Origin of the sequence: Streptomyces xanthii (assembly GCF_014621695.1) — a bacterium.
Classification (GTDB): domain Bacteria; phylum Actinomycetota; class Actinomycetes; order Streptomycetales; family Streptomycetaceae; genus Streptomyces; species Streptomyces xanthii.
Genome location: NZ_CP061281.1, coordinates 6,162,772 through 6,180,582, shown reverse-complemented (window position 1 = coordinate 6,180,582; position 17,811 = coordinate 6,162,772). Strand labels below are relative to the sequence as shown.

Annotated in this window: 15 protein-coding genes and 3 rRNA genes; 7 read left to right on the top strand and 11 right to left on the bottom strand. The window is 66.6% G+C overall.

The features are described from left to right. Positions 1-2: 2 nt before the first annotated feature. From rrf to IAG42_RS27885, 4 genes are all read right to left on the bottom strand, one after another. A 5S ribosomal RNA gene (gene rrf, locus IAG42_RS27900) occupies positions 3-119 on the bottom strand. A 140-nt stretch (positions 120-259) separates the two neighbouring features. Beyond that, positions 260-3,382, bottom strand: a 23S ribosomal RNA gene (locus tag IAG42_RS27895). 312 nt (positions 3,383-3,694) lie between these two features. After that, positions 3,695-5,220 (bottom strand): 16S ribosomal RNA (locus IAG42_RS27890). The 16S, 23S and 5S rRNA genes sit together here, the layout of an rRNA operon. A 552-nt stretch (positions 5,221-5,772) precedes the next feature. Next, the gene (locus IAG42_RS27885) at positions 5,773-6,414 is read right to left on the bottom strand and encodes a DNA-3-methyladenine glycosylase (RefSeq protein WP_188339711.1); all 642 of its coding nucleotides are present in this window, start codon (positions 6,412-6,414) and stop codon (positions 5,773-5,775) included. A 103-nt stretch (positions 6,415-6,517) separates the two neighbouring features. On the opposite strand from IAG42_RS27885, the gene IAG42_RS27880 reads away from it, so the two are divergent. The 3 genes from IAG42_RS27880 to IAG42_RS27870 all read left to right on the top strand — a co-directional run bounded on the left by IAG42_RS27880 (position 6,518) and on the right by IAG42_RS27870 (position 8,560). After that, positions 6,518-7,300, top strand: coding sequence for a sporulation protein (locus IAG42_RS27880; RefSeq protein ID WP_188339710.1), 783 nt, complete (start codon positions 6,518-6,520; stop codon positions 7,298-7,300). A 47-nt stretch (positions 7,301-7,347) separates the two neighbouring features. Then, positions 7,348-7,887, top strand: coding sequence for a YbhB/YbcL family Raf kinase inhibitor-like protein (locus IAG42_RS27875; protein ID WP_188339709.1), 540 nt, complete (start codon positions 7,348-7,350; stop codon positions 7,885-7,887). Positions 7,888-8,047: 160 nt separating this feature from the next. After that, entirely contained in the window at positions 8,048-8,560 is a 513-nt protein-coding gene (locus tag IAG42_RS27870; RefSeq protein WP_188339708.1) for an HNH endonuclease, read from the top strand. Positions 8,561-8,623: 63 nt separating this feature from the next. Here IAG42_RS27870 and IAG42_RS27865 read toward each other — a convergent pair whose 3' ends face one another. The 3 genes from IAG42_RS27865 to IAG42_RS27855 all read right to left on the bottom strand — a co-directional run bounded on the left by IAG42_RS27865 (position 8,624) and on the right by IAG42_RS27855 (position 10,989). After that, positions 8,624-9,559 carry an SPFH domain-containing protein gene (locus IAG42_RS27865; protein ID WP_188339707.1) on the bottom strand — a complete coding sequence of 312 codons (936 nt, stop codon included), beginning with the start codon at positions 9,557-9,559 and terminating at the stop codon, positions 8,624-8,626. Between the two features lie 108 nt (positions 9,560-9,667). Beyond that, entirely contained in the window at positions 9,668-10,099 is a 432-nt protein-coding gene (locus IAG42_RS27860) for an NfeD family protein (protein WP_188339706.1), read from the bottom strand. Positions 10,100-10,191: 92 nt separating this feature from the next. Beyond that, on the bottom strand, positions 10,192-10,989 hold the full coding sequence (locus IAG42_RS27855; protein ID WP_188339705.1) for an ABC transporter ATP-binding protein: 798 nt from the start codon (positions 10,987-10,989) through the stop codon (positions 10,192-10,194). A 165-nt stretch (positions 10,990-11,154) separates the two neighbouring features. Between IAG42_RS27855 and IAG42_RS27850 the strand changes: the two genes are divergently transcribed. After that, positions 11,155-11,937: a hypothetical protein gene (locus tag IAG42_RS27850; RefSeq protein WP_188339704.1), complete on the top strand. Its 783-nt coding sequence runs from the start codon at positions 11,155-11,157 to the stop codon at positions 11,935-11,937. A gap of 209 nt (positions 11,938-12,146) precedes the next feature. Here the strand turns inward: IAG42_RS27850 and IAG42_RS27845 are convergent, their stop codons facing one another. The 4 genes from IAG42_RS27845 to IAG42_RS27830 all read right to left on the bottom strand — a co-directional run bounded on the left by IAG42_RS27845 (position 12,147) and on the right by IAG42_RS27830 (position 14,773). Beyond that, positions 12,147-12,386 (bottom strand): chaplin, encoded by a 240-nt coding sequence (locus tag IAG42_RS27845; RefSeq protein WP_188339703.1) that lies wholly within the window; start codon positions 12,384-12,386, stop codon positions 12,147-12,149. A 182-nt stretch (positions 12,387-12,568) separates the two neighbouring features. Continuing rightward, a complete protein-coding gene (locus tag IAG42_RS27840) occupies positions 12,569-12,817 on the bottom strand; it encodes a chaplin (RefSeq protein ID WP_188339702.1) in 249 nt (82 codons plus the stop codon). A 176-nt stretch (positions 12,818-12,993) separates the two neighbouring features. Next, on the bottom strand, positions 12,994-13,635 hold the full coding sequence (locus tag IAG42_RS27835) for a response regulator (RefSeq protein WP_188339701.1): 642 nt from the start codon (positions 13,633-13,635) through the stop codon (positions 12,994-12,996). Beyond that, complete coding sequence (locus IAG42_RS27830; protein ID WP_188339700.1) at positions 13,628-14,773, bottom strand: GAF domain-containing sensor histidine kinase; 1,146 nt, start codon at positions 14,771-14,773, stop codon at positions 13,628-13,630. The genes IAG42_RS27835 and IAG42_RS27830 overlap by 8 nt, the downstream gene beginning before the upstream one ends. A gap of 194 nt (positions 14,774-14,967) precedes the next feature. Here IAG42_RS27830 and IAG42_RS27825 point away from each other — a divergent pair, with 194 nt between their 5' ends. The 3 genes from IAG42_RS27825 (at position 14,968) to IAG42_RS27815 (ending at position 17,801) form a co-directional block, all read left to right on the top strand. Next, positions 14,968-15,702: an SDR family NAD(P)-dependent oxidoreductase gene (locus IAG42_RS27825; RefSeq protein WP_188339699.1), complete on the top strand. Its 735-nt coding sequence runs from the start codon at positions 14,968-14,970 to the stop codon at positions 15,700-15,702. Continuing rightward, positions 15,699-16,754 carry an S-adenosylmethionine:tRNA ribosyltransferase-isomerase gene (locus IAG42_RS27820; RefSeq protein WP_188339698.1) on the top strand — a complete coding sequence of 352 codons (1,056 nt, stop codon included), beginning with the start codon at positions 15,699-15,701 and terminating at the stop codon, positions 16,752-16,754. Before IAG42_RS27825 ends, IAG42_RS27820 begins: the two co-directional genes overlap by 4 nt. A gap of 327 nt (positions 16,755-17,081) precedes the next feature. Next, positions 17,082-17,801, top strand: coding sequence for a transglycosylase SLT domain-containing protein (locus tag IAG42_RS27815; protein WP_188339697.1), 720 nt, complete (start codon positions 17,082-17,084; stop codon positions 17,799-17,801). Positions 17,802-17,811: the final 10 nt, after the last annotated feature.

Here is a 17,811-nt window from a genome sequence, read left to right as displayed (position 1 = left end):
TTGTTCGGCGGCGTCCTACTCTCCCACAGGGTCCCCCCTGCAGTACCATCGGCGCTGTGAGGCTTAGCTTCCGGGTTCGGAATGTAACCGGGCGTTTCCCTCACGCTATGACCACCGAAACCCTATCAGTTGTCCCATTCCTGAGAATGGGAACCAGAACAGGGCAGCGAACAAGCACACTCTTCAATTAAGTAGTGAAACTGTTCAGCCAGCACAACCGTTCGTTGTCTGAGAACCAACACAGTGGACGCGAGCAACTGAGGACAAGCCCTCGGCCTATTAGTACCAGTCACCTCCACACCTTGCGGTGCTTCCAGATCTGGCCTATCAACCCAGTCGTCTACTGGGAGCCTTACCCCATCAAGTGGGTGGGAATACTCATCTCGAAGCAGGCTTCCCGCTTAGATGCTTTCAGCGGTTATCCCTCCCGAACGTAGCCAACCAGCCATGCCCTTGGCAGAACAACTGGCACACCAGAGGTTCGTCCGTCCCGGTCCTCTCGTACTAGGGACAGCCCTTCTCAATATTCCTGCGCGCACAGAGGATAGGGACCGAACTGTCTCACGACGTTCTAAACCCAGCTCGCGTACCGCTTTAATGGGCGAACAGCCCAACCCTTGGGACCGACTCCAGCCCCAGGATGCGACGAGCCGACATCGAGGTGCCAAACCATCCCGTCGATATGGACTCTTGGGGAAGATCAGCCTGTTATCCCCGGGGTACCTTTTATCCGTTGAGCGACGGCGCTTCCACAAGCCACCGCCGGATCACTAGTCCCGACTTTCGTCCCTGCTCGACCCGTCGGTCTCACAGTCAAGCTCCCTTGTGCACTTACACTCAACACCTGATTACCAACCAGGCTGAGGGAACCTTTGGGCGCCTCCGTTACCCTTTGGGAGGCAACCGCCCCAGTTAAACTACCCATCAGACACTGTCCCTGATCCGGATCACGGACCGAGGTTAGACATCCAGCACGACCAGAGTGGTATTTCAACGACGACTCCACAACCACTGGCGTGGCCGCTTCAAAGTCTCCCACCTATCCTACACAAGCCGAACCGAACACCAATATCAAACTGTAGTAAAGGTCCCGGGGTCTTTCCGTCCTTCTGCGCGAAACGAGCATCTTTACTCGTAGTGCAATTTCACCGGGCCTATGGTTGAGACAGTCGAGAAGTCGTTACGCCATTCGTGCAGGTCGGAACTTACCCGACAAGGAATTTCGCTACCTTAGGATGGTTATAGTTACCACCGCCGTTTACTGGCGCTTAAGTTCTCAGCTTCGCCAGGACGAATCCTGACTAACCGGTCCCCTTAACGTTCCAGCACCGGGCAGGCGTCAGTCCGTATACATCGCCTTACGGCTTCGCACGGACCTGTGTTTTTAGTAAACAGTCGCTTCTCGCTGGTCTCTGCGGCCACCCCCAGCTCAGAGTGCAAGACTCATCACCAGGAATGGCCCCCCTTCTCCCGAAGTTACGGGGGCATTTTGCCGAGTTCCTTAACCATAGTTCACCCGAACGCCTCGGTATTCTCTACCTGACCACCTGAGTCGGTTTAGGGTACGGGCCGCCATGAAACTCGCTAGAGGCTTTTCTCGACAGCATAGGATCATCCACTTCACCACAATCGGCTCGGCATCAGGTCTCAGCCTTAACGGTGTGCGGATTTACCTACACACCGGCCTACACCCTTACCCCGGGACAACCACCGCCCGGGATGGACTACCTTCCTGCGTCACCCCATCACTCACCTACTAACCGCTTGGGCCGGCGGCTCCACCACTCCGAACCACGTCAAAGACGAGGACGGCGGCTTCACGGCCTTAGCATCACGATGCTCGATGTTTGACGCTTCACAGCGGGTACCGGAATATCAACCGGTTATCCATCGACTACGCCTGTCGGCCTCGCCTTAGGTCCCGACTTACCCTGGGCAGATCAGCTTGACCCAGGAACCCTTAGTCAATCGGCGCAAACGTTTCTCACGTTTGTATCGCTACTCATGCCTGCATTCTCACTCGTGAACCGTCCACAACTACCTTCCGGCGCTGCTTCACCCGGCACACGACGCTCCCCTACCCATCACAGCGGGCGTTGGCCCTATTGCTGCAATGACACGACTTCGGCGGTACGCTTGAGCCCCGCTACATTGTCGGCGCGGAATCACTAGACCAGTGAGCTATTACGCACTCTTTCAAGGGTGGCTGCTTCTAAGCCAACCTCCTGGTTGTCTCTGCGACTCCACATCCTTTCCCACTTAGCGTACGCTTAGGGGCCTTAGTCGATGCTCTGGGCTGTTTCCCTCTCGACCATGGAGCTTATCCCCCACAGTCTCACTGCCGTGCTCTCACTTACCGGCATTCGGAGTTTGGCTAAGGTCAGTAACCCGGTAGGGCCCATCGCCTATCCAGTGCTCTACCTCCGGCAAGAAACACACGACGCTGCACCTAAATGCATTTCGGGGAGAACCAGCTATCACGGAGTTTGATTGGCCTTTCACCCCTAACCACAGGTCATCCCCCAGGTTTTCAACCCTGGTGGGTTCGGTCCTCCACGAAGTCTTACCTCCGCTTCAACCTGCCCATGGCTAGATCACTCCGCTTCGGGTCTTGAGCGTGCTACTGAAACGCCCTGTTCGGACTCGCTTTCGCTACGGCTTCCCCACACGGGTTAACCTCGCAACACACCGCAAACTCGCAGGCTCATTCTTCAAAAGGCACGCAGTCACGAGGCAAGCACAAGTGCTCGCCCGACGCTCCCACGGCTTGTAGGCACACGGTTTCAGGTACTATTTCACTCCGCTCCCGCGGTACTTTTCACCATTCCCTCACGGTACTATCCGCTATCGGTCACCAGGGAATATTTAGGCTTAACGGGTGGTCCCGCCAGATTCACACGGGATTTCTCGGGCCCCGTGCTACTTGGGTGTCTCTCAAACGAGCCGCTGATGTTTCGACTACGGGGGTCTTACCCTCTACGCCGGACCTTTCGCATGTCCTTCGCCTACATCAACGGTTTCTGACTCGTCCTGTCGCCGGCAGACGACAGAAGAGAGATCCCACAACCCCCCAAACGCAACCCCTGCCGGGTCTCACACGTTTGAGGTTTGGCCTCATCCAGTTTCGCTCGCCACTACTCCCGGAATCACGGTTGTTTTCTCTTCCTGCGGGTACTGAGATGTTTCACTTCCCCGCGTTCCCTCCACACTGCCTATGTGTTCAGCAGCGGGTGACAGCCCATGACGACTGCCGGGTTTCCCCATTCGGAAACCCCCGGATCAAAGCCTGGTTGACGACTCCCCGGGGACTATCGTGGCCTCCCACGTCCTTCATCGGTTCCTGGTGCCAAGGCATCCACCGTGCGCCCTTAAAAACTTGGCCACAGATGCTCGCGTCCACTGTGCAGTTCTCAAACAACGACCAACCACCCATCACCCCGAACCAGTAGTTCGAGTGCACTGGGGCCGGCACTGAAGGCGACCTTGCGGCCGTACCTTCAGACACCCAACAGCGTGCCCGACACTCTTCCCGCTTCCCTCGACGTTCCACGCTCCGAAGAGCAGTACTAGAAGGAGAAGACAATCAAGTGTGCCGAATAATCAACGTTCCACCCATGAGCAACCACCGTCGAACGTTTGCCGACGTAATGGCCCTGGACCACCAAGCAAGCTTGGCGGCCTAGATGCTCCTTAGAAAGGAGGTGATCCAGCCGCACCTTCCGGTACGGCTACCTTGTTACGACTTCGTCCCAATCGCCAGTCCCACCTTCGACAGCTCCCTCCCACAAGGGGTTGGGCCACCGGCTTCGGGTGTTACCGACTTTCGTGACGTGACGGGCGGTGTGTACAAGGCCCGGGAACGTATTCACCGCAGCAATGCTGATCTGCGATTACTAGCAACTCCAACTTCATGGGGTCGAGTTGCAGACCCCAATCCGAACTGAGACCGACTTTTTGAGATTCGCTCCACCTTGCGGTATCGCAGCTCATTGTATCGGCCATTGTAGCACGTGTGCAGCCCAAGACATAAGGGGCATGATGACTTGACGTCGTCCCCACCTTCCTCCGAGTTGACCCCGGCGGTCTCCTGTGAGTCCCCATCACCCCGAAGGGCATGCTGGCAACACAGAACAAGGGTTGCGCTCGTTGCGGGACTTAACCCAACATCTCACGACACGAGCTGACGACAGCCATGCACCACCTGTACACCGACCACAAGGGGGGCACTATCTCTAATGCTTTCCGGTGTATGTCAAGCCTTGGTAAGGTTCTTCGCGTTGCGTCGAATTAAGCCACATGCTCCGCTGCTTGTGCGGGCCCCCGTCAATTCCTTTGAGTTTTAGCCTTGCGGCCGTACTCCCCAGGCGGGGAACTTAATGCGTTAGCTGCGGCACCGACGACGTGGAATGTCGCCAACACCTAGTTCCCACCGTTTACGGCGTGGACTACCAGGGTATCTAATCCTGTTCGCTCCCCACGCTTTCGCTCCTCAGCGTCAGTAATGGCCCAGAGATCCGCCTTCGCCACCGGTGTTCCTCCTGATATCTGCGCATTTCACCGCTACACCAGGAATTCCGATCTCCCCTACCACACTCTAGCTAGCCCGTATCGACTGCAGACTCGGGGTTAAGCCCCGAGCTTTCACAATCGACGTGACAAGCCGCCTACGAGCTCTTTACGCCCAATAATTCCGGACAACGCTTGCGCCCTACGTATTACCGCGGCTGCTGGCACGTAGTTAGCCGGCGCTTCTTCTGCAGGTACCGTCACTTTCGCTTCTTCCCTGCTGAAAGAGGTTTACAACCCGAAGGCCGTCATCCCTCACGCGGCGTCGCTGCATCAGGCTTTCGCCCATTGTGCAATATTCCCCACTGCTGCCTCCCGTAGGAGTCTGGGCCGTGTCTCAGTCCCAGTGTGGCCGGTCGCCCTCTCAGGCCGGCTACCCGTCGTCGCCTTGGTGAGCCACTACCTCACCAACAAGCTGATAGGCCGCGGGCTCATCCTTCACCGCCGGAGCTTTCAACCCACCACCATGCGGTGGCGGGTGTTATCCGGTATTAGACCCCGTTTCCAGGGCTTGTCCCAGAGTGAAGGGCAGATTGCCCACGTGTTACTCACCCGTTCGCCACTAATCCACCCCGAAGGGCTTCATCGTTCGACTTGCATGTGTTAAGCACGCCGCCAGCGTTCGTCCTGAGCCAGGATCAAACTCTCCGTGAATGTTTCCCCGTGATCGGGGTGACACACACGAGAGCGGAACCAGAGGGAGGAATAATCCCTCGGTTCACAGCGTCCTCGCTGTGCGCCTACCGGACAGTGCCCGGCAGGACTTTTTCAAAGGAACCTCGTCCCAGCCATGATGGCCGGAGACGGGGTATCAACATATCTGGCGTTGATTTTTGGCACGCTGTTGAGTTCTCAAGGAACGGACGCTTCCTTTGTACTCACCCTCTCGGGCTTTCCTCCGGGCGCTTCCCTTCGGTCTTGCGTTTCCAACCTTACCAGATCCGTTTTCCGTTCCGTTTCCGGTTCGGATTTCATTTCCGGTGGCCGTTGGAGGGCCTTTGCCTTTCGGCGTGACCGCTACGTTAGCCGATTTCCCCGGTAACTCATAATCGAGATTCGCGGGTTCGAATTTCGACATGCAGGCATGACGAAAGAGACCCCGCTGGGGGAAGTCGTAGGTAGTGGTTTGGCCGCTTCCGGTGACTGGCTGAGAGCCGTACCGGTTTCAGCGGCTCGGGCTACATTACGGACCCCGCGGGGGGAGAGTCAAGTTGAACGGCGGCGTGGTGTGTGGGCCCGATACGGGCTGACCGTGGGGTCGTCGGCGACCCAGAAGCGCCAGGGGTGAACGGCCCCGTCGCCCGAGACTCCGGTGCGCGGCCCCTTGCGTACCTGGTCGGCGGGGACGGGGGTGCCGCGCAGGATGGTGAACGGGGAGTCGGGCGGGCCGCAGGCGTCCGCGCCGTCGAGGGCGCGGTCCACTCCGAGGGCCGTGGCCAGGCGGGCCGGTCCTTTGGCCAGTTCCTTGTCGTATCGGGCCGAGAGTCGACGTTTGCGGGCGAGTTCGGCGCCCTCCGTGATCTCGCCGGCCCGGAGCAGGACCCCGCTCGCCTGGCCCGGCGGGCCGCACACGAAGTTCATGCAGTGCCACATGCCGTAGGTGAAGTAGACGTACACGTGTCCGGGCGGACCGAACATCACCGTGTTCCGGGCCGTCTGGCCGCGGAAGGCGTGGGAGCCGGGATCGTTCGCGCCGTCGTACGCCTCCACCTCGGTGAGGCGGAGTTCGATCGGGCCGTCCGGGGTGCGGCGGACCAGGGTGCGTCCGAGGAGGTCCGGGGCGACCTCCAGTACAGGTCGGTCGAAGAAGTCCCGGCTGAGGGGCGTACGGTCAGGGGCCGCGATCATGCCGTCCGAGCGTAGTGCAGGGGCGGCGTGGGCCGGCGAGGAACCAGGCGGCCGTCCATCGCGTTTGTAGTCAGCAGTAGTAAGTCGACGGAGGAGATCGTTCATGGGGTTCAAGCGGCTGTTGGCGAGCCTGGGTGCGGGCGGGGCGTCCGTGGAGACCGTGCTCACCGAGGTCAATGTCGTGCCCGGCGGCGTCGTGCAGGGCGAGGTGCGGATCCAGGGCGGTTCCGTCGATCAGGAGATCGAGGGGCTGTCGGTCGGACTGCAGGCCCGCGTCGAGGTCGAGGGCGCCGACCAGGAGACCAAGCAGGACATCGAGTTCACCAAGGTCCGTCTCGGCGGTGCCTTCCAGCTGCAGGCCGGCGCGGTGCACGCGGTGCCCTTCGGGCTCGAGATCCCGTGGGAGACGCCGGTCACCATGATCGACGGGCAGGCGTTGCGCGGCATGAACATCGGGGTGACCACCGAGCTGGAGATCGCCCGCGCGGTCGACTCCGGTGACCTGGACCCGATCAACGTGCACCCGCTGCCGTCGCAGCAGGCGATCCTCGACGCCTTCATCCAGCTCGGCTTCCGCTTCAAGAGCGCGGACATGGAGCGCGGCCGGATCCGCGGTACGCGGCAGAAGCTGCCGTTCTACCAGGAGATCGAATTCTTCCCGCCGCAGCAGTACCGCGGGCTGAACCAGGTGGAGCTCAGCTTCGTGGCCGACGACCGGGAGATGGACGTCGTCCTGGAGATGGACAAGAAGCCGGGTCTGTTCAGCGAGGGCAGCGACACGTTCCGTTCCTTCGTGGTCGGGCACCACGACTTCCAGGGCACGGACTGGTCGGCGTACCTGCACCAGTGGCTGTCCGAAGTCGGCAGCAATAAGAACTGGTTCTAGGGTTTCCTGGGTCGGACTTTGTCTGTGCCCAACCAGGAGGTGTCGTTGTGACCGAGCAGCCCCAGCGGGCTCCGCTTCCTCATGCCTTTCATCCGCAGGTGCCGTCGTTCACCGTCGTGAGCGAGGACTTCGAGCCGGGTGGCGTGCTCCGGGACGCCCAGGTGTACGCCGCCGGGAACACCTCGCCGCAGCTGCGGTGGGAGGGCTTCCCGCCGGAGACCAAGAGCTTCGCCGTGTCCTGCTTCGACCCGGACGCGCCGACGGGCAGCGGCTTCTGGCACTGGTCCGTGTTCGACATCCCGGTGTCGGTCACGGAGCTGCCGGCCGGTGCGGGCACCGGGAAGTTCGACGGTCTGCCCGAGGGCGCCGTCCAGGTGCGCAACGACTACGGGACGAGGGACTTCGGCGGTGCCGCGCCGCCGCCCGGCGACCCGGCGCACCGGTACGTCTTCACCGTGTACGCGGTCGACCAGGAGAAGCTGGGCCCGGACTCGGACGCCTCGCCGGCGGTCGTCGGGTTCAACCTGCGCTTCCACACGCTGGCGCGCGCCCAGGTCGTCGCGGAGTACGCGGCGCCCGCCGAGTAGGAGCGCCCCTCGAAAGCGTTCACTGAACGTTTGCCCGTCTCCGGTCATGAAAGTGGCCGGAGGCGGGCAGTTTTTATTGCGTTGTCCATCTCGGCGTGCACGGCCAGAGTTGACGCACGGACGCCGAGGGGTGATCCGCTGCGTACGGGAGGTGGGCAGGATGCGGGACACACTGGTGCTGAACGCGAGCTTCGAGCCGCTCTCGACGGTGACGCTGAACCGAGCCGTCGTGCTGGTGCTCCAGGACAAGGCCGTCGTCGAGCAGGCCCACCCCGATCTGCGCATGCGCGGAGCCGCCATCGACATTCCGGTGCCCCGGGTGATCAGGCTCTGCAGGTACGTGAGGGTGCCGTTCCGAAGACGCGCGCCGTGGTCGAGGCGGGGTGTGCTCGTACGGGACCAGCACCGGTGCGCGTACTGCGGGAGGCGGGCGACGACGGTGGACCACGTGGTGCCGCGTTCCCACGGTGGCGCCGACTCGTGGCTGAACACGGTGGCGTCCTGCGCCGAGGACAATCACCGCAAGGCCGACCGGACGCCCGAGGAGGCCGGGATGCCGTTGCTGCGGCAGCCGTTCGAGCCGACGCCGGCGGACGCGATGCTGCTGTCGCTCGGCGCGGGTGAGATGGAGTCGCTGCCGGACTGGCTGAACGGTCAGAGCGCCGCGGCCTAGACGTACGTACGAGAGCGGGCCCACCGGCCAGGGAGGTCGGTGGGCCCGCTCTCGTGTGCGCGGTCAGTCGATGGGGGGCTGCTCGCGGCGCTCCTTGCCCTGGGCGGGGACCGAACCGCCGCCCAGGGGGTTGAAGTTGCCCATGGCGCCGGAGAGGCCCTTGAGGGCGTCGCCGATCTCGCTGGGCACGATCCAGAGCTTGTTGGCGTCGCCCTCGGCGATCTTCGGGAGCATCTGGAGGTACTGGTACGAGAGCAGCTTCTGGTCGGGGTCGCCCGCGTGGATGGCCTCGAAGACCGTACGGACGGCCTGGGCCTCGCCCTCGGCGCGCAGGGCGGCGGCGCGGGCCTCGCCCTCGGCGCGGAGGATGGCCGACTGCTTCTCGCCCTCGGCGGTGAGGATCTGGGACTGGCGGATGCCCTCCGCGGTGAGGATCGCGGCGCGCTTGTCGCGGTCGGCGCGCATCTGCTTCTCCATCGAGTCCTGGATGGAGGTGGGCGGCTCGATCGCCTTGAGCTCGACGCGGTTGACGCGGATGCCCCACTTGCCGGTGGCCTCGTCGAGGACGCCGCGCAGTGCCGCGTTGATCTCCTCGCGGGAGGTCAGGGTCCGCTCCAGGTCCATGCCGCCGATGATGTTGCGCAGCGTGGTGACGGTGAGCTGCTCGATGGCCTGGATGTAGCTGGCCACTTCGTAGGTCGCGGCGCGGGCGTCGGTCACCTGGTAGTAGATGACGGTGTCGATGTTGACGACCAGGTTGTCCTGGGTGATCACCGGCTGTGGCGGGAAGGGGACGACCTGCTCGCGCAGGTCGATGCGGTTGCGGATCGAGTCGATGAACGGGACCACGATGTTCAGCCCCGCGTTCAGGGTGCGGGTGTAGCGGCCGAACCGCTCCACGATGGCCGCGCTCGCCTGGGGGATGACCTGGATGGTCTTGATCAGGGCGATGAAGACCAACACCACCAGAATGATCAGGACGATGATGATCGCTGACATCGAGTTTCCTGTGCCCTTCGTTCCGCCGACCGGAAGATCATAGGATCTTGCTCGTCGAGTCTGTCAGAACCGCCTGTGCGACGTGGGGAGTTCAGGCCACCTGCGCGATCACATCACGATCGCCGTGGCGCCTTCGATGTCGACGACGTCGACCTGTTGTTCGGGTTCGAAGACCGCGTCGCCGTCGAGGGTGCGGGCCGACCAGATCTCGCCGCCGAGTTTGATGCGGCCGCCGCGGTGGTCGACGCGCTCGATGACGACGGCCTGTTTTCCCTTCAAGGCGTCGATTCCCGTGGCCAGTTGGGGCTGTCCGGCGCGATGGCGTGCGGCGATGGGCCGTACGACGACGATGAGGGCGCACGAGACCACGGCGAAGACGAGGACCTGCAGCACGATTCCGCCGCCCAGTCCGGCTGTCACGGCGCCGGCGACGGCGCCCACGGACAGCATGCCGAACTCGGGCATCGCGGTGATGACCAGCGGGATTCCGAGCGCGGCCGCTGCGATCAGCCACCACACCCATGCGTCGATGTCTGCCACATGGTCATGGTAGGTCCGCGGGTGGCCGCGCGGACAGGGGACGATTCCTCGGGAGATCGTCCTGAGGTGTCCTCCGCGCGGCCGGTGCGGGATCAGCTCAGGGGCAGGCCCGTGGCCGTCCAGCGCTCGCCGTTCTGCTCGACGACCAGCGGGAGGCCGAAGCAGCGGGACAGGTTGCGGGAGGTGAGCTCCAGCTCGAGCGGGCCCGCGGCGAGGACCTTGCCCTGGCGGATCATCAGAACGTGCGTGAAGCCCGGGGCGATCTCCTCGACATGGTGCGTGACCATGATCATCGAGGGGGCGATCGGGTCGCGGGCCAGGCGGCCGAGACGGCGGACCAGGTCCTCGCGGCCGCCGAGGTCGAGTCCGGCGGCGGGCTCGTCGAGGAGCAGCAGCTCGGGGTCGGTCATCAGGGCGCGGGCGATGAGGGTGCGCTTGCGCTCGCCCTCGGAGAGCGTGCCGAAGCGGCGGTCCAGGTAGTCGCTCATGCCGAGGCGGTCGAGGAAGGCGCGGGCGCGCTGCTCGTCGACGTCCTCGTACTCCTCCTGCCAGCCGGCGGTCATGCCGTAGGCGGCGGTGAGCACGGTCTGCAGGACGGTCTGGCGCTTGGGGAGCTTCTCGGCCATGCCGATGCCGGCGATGCCGATGCGCGGGCGCAGCTCGAAGACGTCGGTGCCGGGCTTGCCGAGGGTCTCGCCGAGGATCGTGGCGGCGCCCTGGCTCGGGTACAGGTAGCTCGAGGCGACGTTGAGGAGGGTGGTCTTGCCCGCCCCGTTCGGGCCGAGGATGACCCAGCGCTCCCCCTCCTTCACCGACCAGGAGACCTGGTCCACCAGAGCCCGGCCCTCGCGGACCACGGATACGTCCTCCAGCTCCAGTACATCGCTCATGAGCGCGTTGTCTCCCATTGCAGTCTCGGCTGTCTCGTGCGTCCGCCGGCCGTGTGCTCGGTGCCGGTCGGTCGCTGTCCCCAGGGAAAACCTACGCCACCGGTCGCGTCGTCCCTTCCATCGGTCGGGCTTTTGGGGGCCTGTCGGGCTTCTAAGGTGGAGCGCATGCTTTCCGAACCTCGCTCCGGCCGCCTCACGGCATGGGGAAATGCCCTATTGGCCGGACTTGTCGCACCTGATGACACCGCTCTCGCGATCGTGGGCGAGGACGCGGTGCACCGCGTTGAAGGGCTGCCAGGGGAGGCGGGGCCCGTCGGGCTCACGCTCGCGCTCGGGCGGCTGCGGGCGCTCGGTGCGACGGGGCTGCGGGTGGCGCTGCCCGCTCCGGGGCATCCGCTGGGGCTGAGCGGGCCGCCGGAGTTCAACGCGCGGGCGCTCGATGCCGAGGAGGCCGTCGTCTGTGTCGGGGTCGCGCTCGGGCTCGTGCCCGAGGTGTACGAGGCCGGGCCCGAGGGTGACGTGCACGTCGAGGTGCTGTGGCACTGCCTGCCCGTACGGGAGGCTCCGCCGGCGGACGTGCCCTCGCTCGGGGAGGCCGAGCGGGAGCTGGCGGAGGCGCTGCGCGAGGCGACGGAGGTGTTGACGCGCCTCGATGTGGCCGGGTCGGGGCCGGTCGCGGAGGCGGCGATCGACGCGTACCGGGCTCGGGCCGAGCGGGGGCGGGAGGCGCTCGCTCCCGGGTATCCGGCTCGGGCCGTGCGGGTGCTCGAACTCGCGCAGCGGGTGGGGGTGCTGGTGGATGTGGCGCACGAGGCCGGGCACGGTGGGGCCGTGAGTGCGGGGGAGATGGGGGCGCGGGCCGGGGCGTTGCGGCCTGTCGAGCGGACGGCTCGGCGGGCTGTCGTCGCCGCGTACAACTCCGTTGTGGAGATGCGGGAGCGGGGCTGAGCGTTTCGGCTCCGCCGGCGGGGGTGCGTCGTTGGGCTCGCTGTGTGATGCCGGGTGCGGGTTTCGTCGTGGCTGGTCGCGCAGTTCCCCGCGCCCCTGAGGGGCACACTTCGTGCGCCCCCAGGGGAACCTTCGGGCGCGCCCCTCTCTGATCCCGGCATGGCAAAGGCCCCGCGGAGGAGGGCGCGGGGCCTTTGGGTCGGGGGGCGTCAGTTGTTGACGGAGGTGTTGCCGAAGGCCGGGTTCAGGAGGCCGATCACGTCGACCGAGTTGCCGGTCGCGTTCACGGGGACGTGGACCGGGACCTGCGCCTGGTTGCCGGACGCGACGCCGGGCGAGTGGGCGGCGACGCCCTCCGCCTCGGAGTCGGCGAAGGCGGCACCCGCGGAGGCACCCGCGGCCAGACCGGCGACAGCGACGACCAGGGCGGCCTTCTTGGCGATGCTCATGAGAAAAGTTCCTCCAGATAAGAAAGACGACCCCGGCGATGGGGTCTCGCCGTGAGCAACGCGATCTTGCCCGCGAGGTCACGGGGGGCCGTGTGGATGGCCCCGATGGGATCAACGGCACGCGACCGGCCCCCCGGGTGCGTACCCGAGGGGCCGGGAGGTCTGGGGACCGCGGGCCTGCGTCAGTTGTTGACGCCGAGGTTGCCGAACGCGGGGTTCAGGAGGCCGACCACGTTCACCGTGTTGCCCACGACGTTCACGGGGATGTGGATCGGGGCCTGGATCACGTTGCCCGAGACGACGCCCGGGGAGTGCACGGCCTTGCCGCCCGCGTGCGCGCCGCCGTCGGTGGCGGAGGCGATGCCGGTACCGGCGGCGACGAGGCCACCGGCGACGAGGGTGACGGCAGCGGCCTTCTTCAGGTTCATCACTTCTTGGTCCTCCTAGCGATCGCCGTGGCCAGCCGCCGCGGCGTGTCCTGGAGAACGCGGCACCGCCCCACGGGGATACGCCGTCCGGGGGACATCCACACGACAGTATGAATCTCAGACCGGACGGGAACCGCCTGTGGTGCGGTGCAGTAGTGCGCCGGTGTGCGCGGGGTCCGTCAGCCCGTGACCCCGTGCCGGACGGCCCAGAGGGCGGCCTGGGTGCGGTCCGCCAGATCGAGCTTCATGAGGATGTTCGAGACGTGGGTCTTGACCGTCTTCTCGGAGAGGACGAGGGCGCGGGCGATCTCCCGGTTCGACCGGCCGTCGGCGATCAGACAGAGCACCTCGCGCTCCCGGTCGGTGAGCGAACCGCCCCTCCCCTGCCCGTTGTTGTTCTCCTCCTGGGAGAGCAGGGCGCCGGCCACCTCGGGCTGGAGGAGGATGTGGCCCGCGTGGACGGAGCGGATGGCGCCGGCCAGGGCGTCGGGGTCCACGTCCTTGTAGACGTACCCGGCGGCGCCGGCGCGCAGGGCGGGCACGACGGTGCGCTGCTCGGTGAAACTCGTGACGATCAACACCTTGGCGGGGTTAGCCAGTTCGCGGAGCCGGCGCAGCGCGTCGACGCCGTCCATGCCCGGCATCTTGACGTCCATGAGGACGACGTCGGGCTTCAACTCCTCGGCGCGGGCGACCCCTTCGGCGCCGTCGGCGGCCTCGCCGACGACGTCGATGTCGTCCTGCACCTCGAGGAACGTACGCAGGCCCCGGCGGACGACCTGGTGGTCGTCCACCAACAGCACCTTGATCCGGTCAGCCACCGGGGACCTCCATCTCGATCGTGGTGCCCTTGCCGGGCGCCGATTCCACTGTGAGCCGGCCGCCGACGCCGCTCGCCCGGTCGCGCATCGAGACCAGGCCGAGATGGCGTCCCGCACGGCGTATCGCGTGCGGCTCGAAGCCGGCGCCGTCGTCCGTGACGCGCAGGACCGCGCCGGTGCCGTGCTTCTCCAGCGTCACGCCGACCTCCGCGGCGCCGGAGTGGCGCAGCGCGTTGTGCAGGGCCTCCTGGGCGACGCGCAGCAGCGCCTCCTCCTGGGCGGCGGGCAGTGCCCGTACGCCGCGGGTGCCGAAGGTGACGTGGGCGCCGTGGGCCCGGTCGAGGACCTGGATGTGGGTGCGCAGGGTCGCGACGAGGCCGTCCTCGTCGAGGGCCGCGGGGCGCAACTCGACGACGGCCGCGCGCAGTTCGTCCGCGGCCTCCGCGGCGAGGGCGACGACATGCTGCAACTCGCCCTTGGCGCGGGCCGGGTCGCGGTCGACGAGGGTGGCGGCGGCCTGGGCGGTGAGGCGGAGCGAGAACAGCTTCTGGCTGACGGCGTCGTGCAGTTCGTGGGCGAGCCGGGAGCGCTCCTCGGCGATGGTGAGCTCGCGGCTGCGCTCGTAGAGCCGGGCGTTCGTCAGGGCGATCGCGGCGTGCTGGGCGAGGATGCCGAGGAGCTGCTCGTCGCCCTCGGTGAAGCCGCAGCCGCCCTCGGGCTTGGAGCAGCGCTTGTTGGCGAGGAAGAGGGCGCCGATGGTCTCGTCGCCGTCCTTGATCGGCAGGCCGAGGAAGTCGGACATGTCCGGGTGGGCGGAGGGCCAGCCCTCGAAGCGGGGGTCCTTGCGGACGTCGGCGAGGCGCTCGGTGCGGGCGTCGCGCAGCATCGCGGCGAGGATGCCGTGCTGGCGGGGCAGCGGGCCGATGGCCTTCCACTGCGCCTCGCTCACTCCGTCGACGACGAACTGGGCGAAGCCGCCGTGGTCGTCGGGGACGCCGAGCGCCGCGTACTCGGCGTCGAGCAGCTCGCGCGCCGAGGCGACGATCGTCTTGAGGACGTCGCGCACCTCGAGGTGTCTGCTCATGGCGAGCAGCGCGGCGCTCACCGCGGCCAGGCCTGACTGGGGTCCCTCACTCATGAGATCACCGTACCGGCGGCCGGTGACGGCGCGGATCGGACCTGTGGCGGCGGTCGCCTAGGCCGACGGTCGTAGGGCGAAGGGCCCTGGCTCCTCGCGACCCGCGCCTGAGGTGCCCGGGACCGGCCGGTTCCTACGTTGAGGACATCACGCAGGACGACAGGACGAAGCGACGGAGCAAGGGGACGGTTGTCATGGCGGTAGCGATCATCACGGGTGCTTCGCGGGGGTTCGGCCGGGCGCTGGCGGAGGCCCTCGCGCGGCGGGGCTGGGATCTGGTGCTCGACGCGCGGTCCGCGGGGCCGCTGGAGGACGCGGCGGCGGAGCTGCGCCGGCACGGGGGCACGGTGAAGGCGGTCGCGGGCGATGTCGCGGACGGCGGGCACCGGGTGGAGCTGATCGCGGCGGCCTGGGAGCTGGGCGGTCTCGATCTGCTGGTGAACAACGCGGGGGTGCTGGGCGCGGTGCCGCTGCGGCCGCTCGGCGCGTACTCGCTGGACGACTTCCGCACGGCGCTGGAGGTCAATGTGGTGGCGCCGCTCGGGCTGCTCCAGGAGGCGCTGCCGCTGCTGCGGGACGCGCCGGCCGGGGCGGTGATCAACATGAGCTCGGACGCGGCGGCCGAGGCGTACGGGACGTGGGGCGGCTACGGGGCGACGAAGGCGGCGCTCGACCAGCTGTCCGCGGTGCTGGCCGTGGAGGAGCCGGGGCTGCGGGTGTGGGCGGTGGATCCGGGCGGGATGCGCACGGAGATGCTGGCTGCGGCGGAACCGGAGGAGGACCTCAGCGGGGTGCCTCGGCCGGAGGAGGTCGTGCCGGCGTTCCTGCGTCTGCTGGACGTCCGCCCCGCGAGCGGCCGCTACTCCGCCCCCTCTCTTCTCATGGACGGCCCGCCGGCCGAGAGCCCGCTTCAGGAGGAGGTCCGATGACGCTCGCTCTGCGTGTTCCGGAGGAGCTGTCGGCGCGGGTGCCGGCCGAGCAGCGGGGGCCGGGCCGGGACCGGTCCTCCGTACGGATGCTGGTGTCGCGCGGCACCGAGGTCACGCATCGCCGGTTCGCCGAGCTGCCGGGCGAACTGCGTGCGGGGGACCTGCTGATCGTGAACACCTCCCCCACGCTCGCGGCGGCCGTGGACGGGACGCTCGGCCACGCGCGCGTGGTGGTGCACTTCTCGACGCGGGGCGACGACGGCCGGTGGGCCGTCGAGGTGCGCGATCCGGACGGGCGCGGGACCACGCGCCCGCGCGCGGGCGGGCCCGCGGGGGAAGTGGTGTCGCTGCCGGGCTGTGTGCACCTCGTGTTCGAGGAGCGGGTCGCGGCGGGCGGGGACCGGCTGTGGTGGGTGCGGGCGACCGGGGACGTGCCGGCGGTGCTGCGCGAGCACGGGCGGCCGATCCGTTACTCCTACACGCGGCGGGACCAGCCGCTGTCGGCGTACCAGACGGTGTTCGCGCTGCCGTACGCGGACGGGGCGGGCAGTGCGGAGATGCCGAGCGCGGCGCGGCCGTTCACGGAGCGGGCGGTGGCGGCGCTGGTGCGGCGGGGCGTGCAGTTCGCTCCGGTGACGCTGCACACGGGGGTGTCGTCGGCGGAGGCGCACGAGCCGCCGTACGCGGAGCGTTTCGACGTGCCGGAGGCGTCGGCGCGGCTGATCAACGCCGCGCGGGCGGGCGGCGGGCGGGTCCTGGCGGTGGGGACGACCGGTGTGCGGGCCGTGGAGTCGGCGGCGGGAGCGGACGGGGTGGTGCGGGCGGCGCGCGGCTGGACGGATCTGGTGGTGACGCCGGAGCGCGGGGTGCGGGTGGTGGACGGTCTGCTGACCGGGCTGCACGAGCCCGAGGCCTCCCATCTGCAGATGCTGGAGGCGATCGCGGGCCGGGAGGCGGTGCGCCGTACGTACGAGGAGGCGCTGCGCGGCCGGTACCTGTGGCACGAGTTCGGGGACGTGCATCTGGTGCTGCCGCCGGAAACGGCTCACTGAGCCCTCAGAGGCTCACCGAGTGCGTTGCACCGGCAACTATCAGTGAGACAGGGGGCGGCACCATGTGATGCCGCGCATAGGGTGCACGTCACCTACGAAGTCGCCTAGTGGACCGAGATGAGACTTTGGTCCCGGGAAAACGCAAGGACCGGGAGCCGAAAACTGGCCCTCGGTCCTTTTTGCGCGTTCTGTGATCCACTACCCGGCTTCGTACGTCACACCTTTGCCACGCAATTTTGCGACCGCTAAGAATTGCCCCCGTTGCTCAGCGCCGGAAGGTTCTGCCCGCAACGTCCGTCCCCCAAACCACCGAGAGGTCCCCGTCTCATGAAGCAGCTCCGCGCCCTTGGCCATAGTCCGCTGACCCGGGCCCACAAGTTCTCCATCGCCGGTGTCGCCTCGCTCGGCGCCGCCGCCCTGGCGATCACTCTGGTGCCGGGTCACGACACGCAGGCCCAGGCCGAGGAGGTCACCTCCTCCCCCGTCGCGTTCACGACGGACGCGGGTGCGCAGCGCATCCAGGACGTCCACGCGAGCGTCACCAACCAGCAGGCCGCCGCGTCGGAGAAGGCCAAGGCCATCGCCGCCAAGCTGAAGGCCGAGCAGGACGCCAAGCAGAAGGCCGCCGCCGAGGCGAAGGCGAAGGCCAACGCCGAGGCCAAGGCCAAGAAGGACCGCGAGATCCGCGAGGCCGCCTCCCGCGCCGCCGCCCGCAAGCCGGTCTACGCGAACAACCTCGACGGCTGGATCAAGGAGTCCCTCGCCATCATGAAGGCGAAGGGCATCCCGGGCTCCTACGACGGTCTGCACCGCAACATCATGCGCGAGTCCTCCGGCAACCCGAACGCCATGAACGGCTGGGACATCAACGCGATCAACGGCATCCCCTCGAAGGGTCTGCTGCAGGTCATCCCGCCGACGTTCGCCGCGTACCACGTCTCCGGCACCTCGACGAACATCTACGACCCGGTCGCCAACATCACGGCCGCCGCCAACTACGCGGCCGACAAGTACGGCTCGATCGACAACGTCAACAGCGCGTACTGAGGACGCAGGC

What these genes read in the sequence shown, in the direction of transcription:
- IAG42_RS27885 (WP_188339711.1), bottom strand. Translation starts at nt 6,414, where the DNA reads ATGATCGCGGCCCCTGACCGTACGCCCCTCAGCCGGGACTTCTTCGAC.
- IAG42_RS27880 (WP_188339710.1), top strand. Translation starts at nt 6,518, where the DNA reads ATGGGGTTCAAGCGGCTGTTGGCGAGCCTGGGTGCGGGCGGGGCGTCC.
- IAG42_RS27870 (WP_188339708.1), top strand. Translation starts at nt 8,048, where the DNA reads ATGCGGGACACACTGGTGCTGAACGCGAGCTTCGAGCCGCTCTCGACG.
- IAG42_RS27865 (WP_188339707.1), bottom strand. Translation starts at nt 9,559, where the DNA reads ATGTCAGCGATCATCATCGTCCTGATCATTCTGGTGGTGTTGGTCTTC.
- IAG42_RS27855 (WP_188339705.1), bottom strand. Translation starts at nt 10,989, where the DNA reads ATGAGCGATGTACTGGAGCTGGAGGACGTATCCGTGGTCCGCGAGGGC.
- IAG42_RS27850 (WP_188339704.1), top strand. Translation starts at nt 11,155, where the DNA reads ATGCTTTCCGAACCTCGCTCCGGCCGCCTCACGGCATGGGGAAATGCC.
- IAG42_RS27845 (WP_188339703.1), bottom strand. Translation starts at nt 12,386, where the DNA reads ATGAGCATCGCCAAGAAGGCCGCCCTGGTCGTCGCTGTCGCCGGTCTG.
- IAG42_RS27830 (WP_188339700.1), bottom strand. Translation starts at nt 14,773, where the DNA reads ATGAGTGAGGGACCCCAGTCAGGCCTGGCCGCGGTGAGCGCCGCGCTG.
- IAG42_RS27825 (WP_188339699.1), top strand. Translation starts at nt 14,968, where the DNA reads ATGGCGGTAGCGATCATCACGGGTGCTTCGCGGGGGTTCGGCCGGGCG.
- IAG42_RS27820 (WP_188339698.1), top strand. Translation starts at nt 15,699, where the DNA reads ATGACGCTCGCTCTGCGTGTTCCGGAGGAGCTGTCGGCGCGGGTGCCG.
- IAG42_RS27815 (WP_188339697.1), top strand. Translation starts at nt 17,082, where the DNA reads ATGAAGCAGCTCCGCGCCCTTGGCCATAGTCCGCTGACCCGGGCCCAC.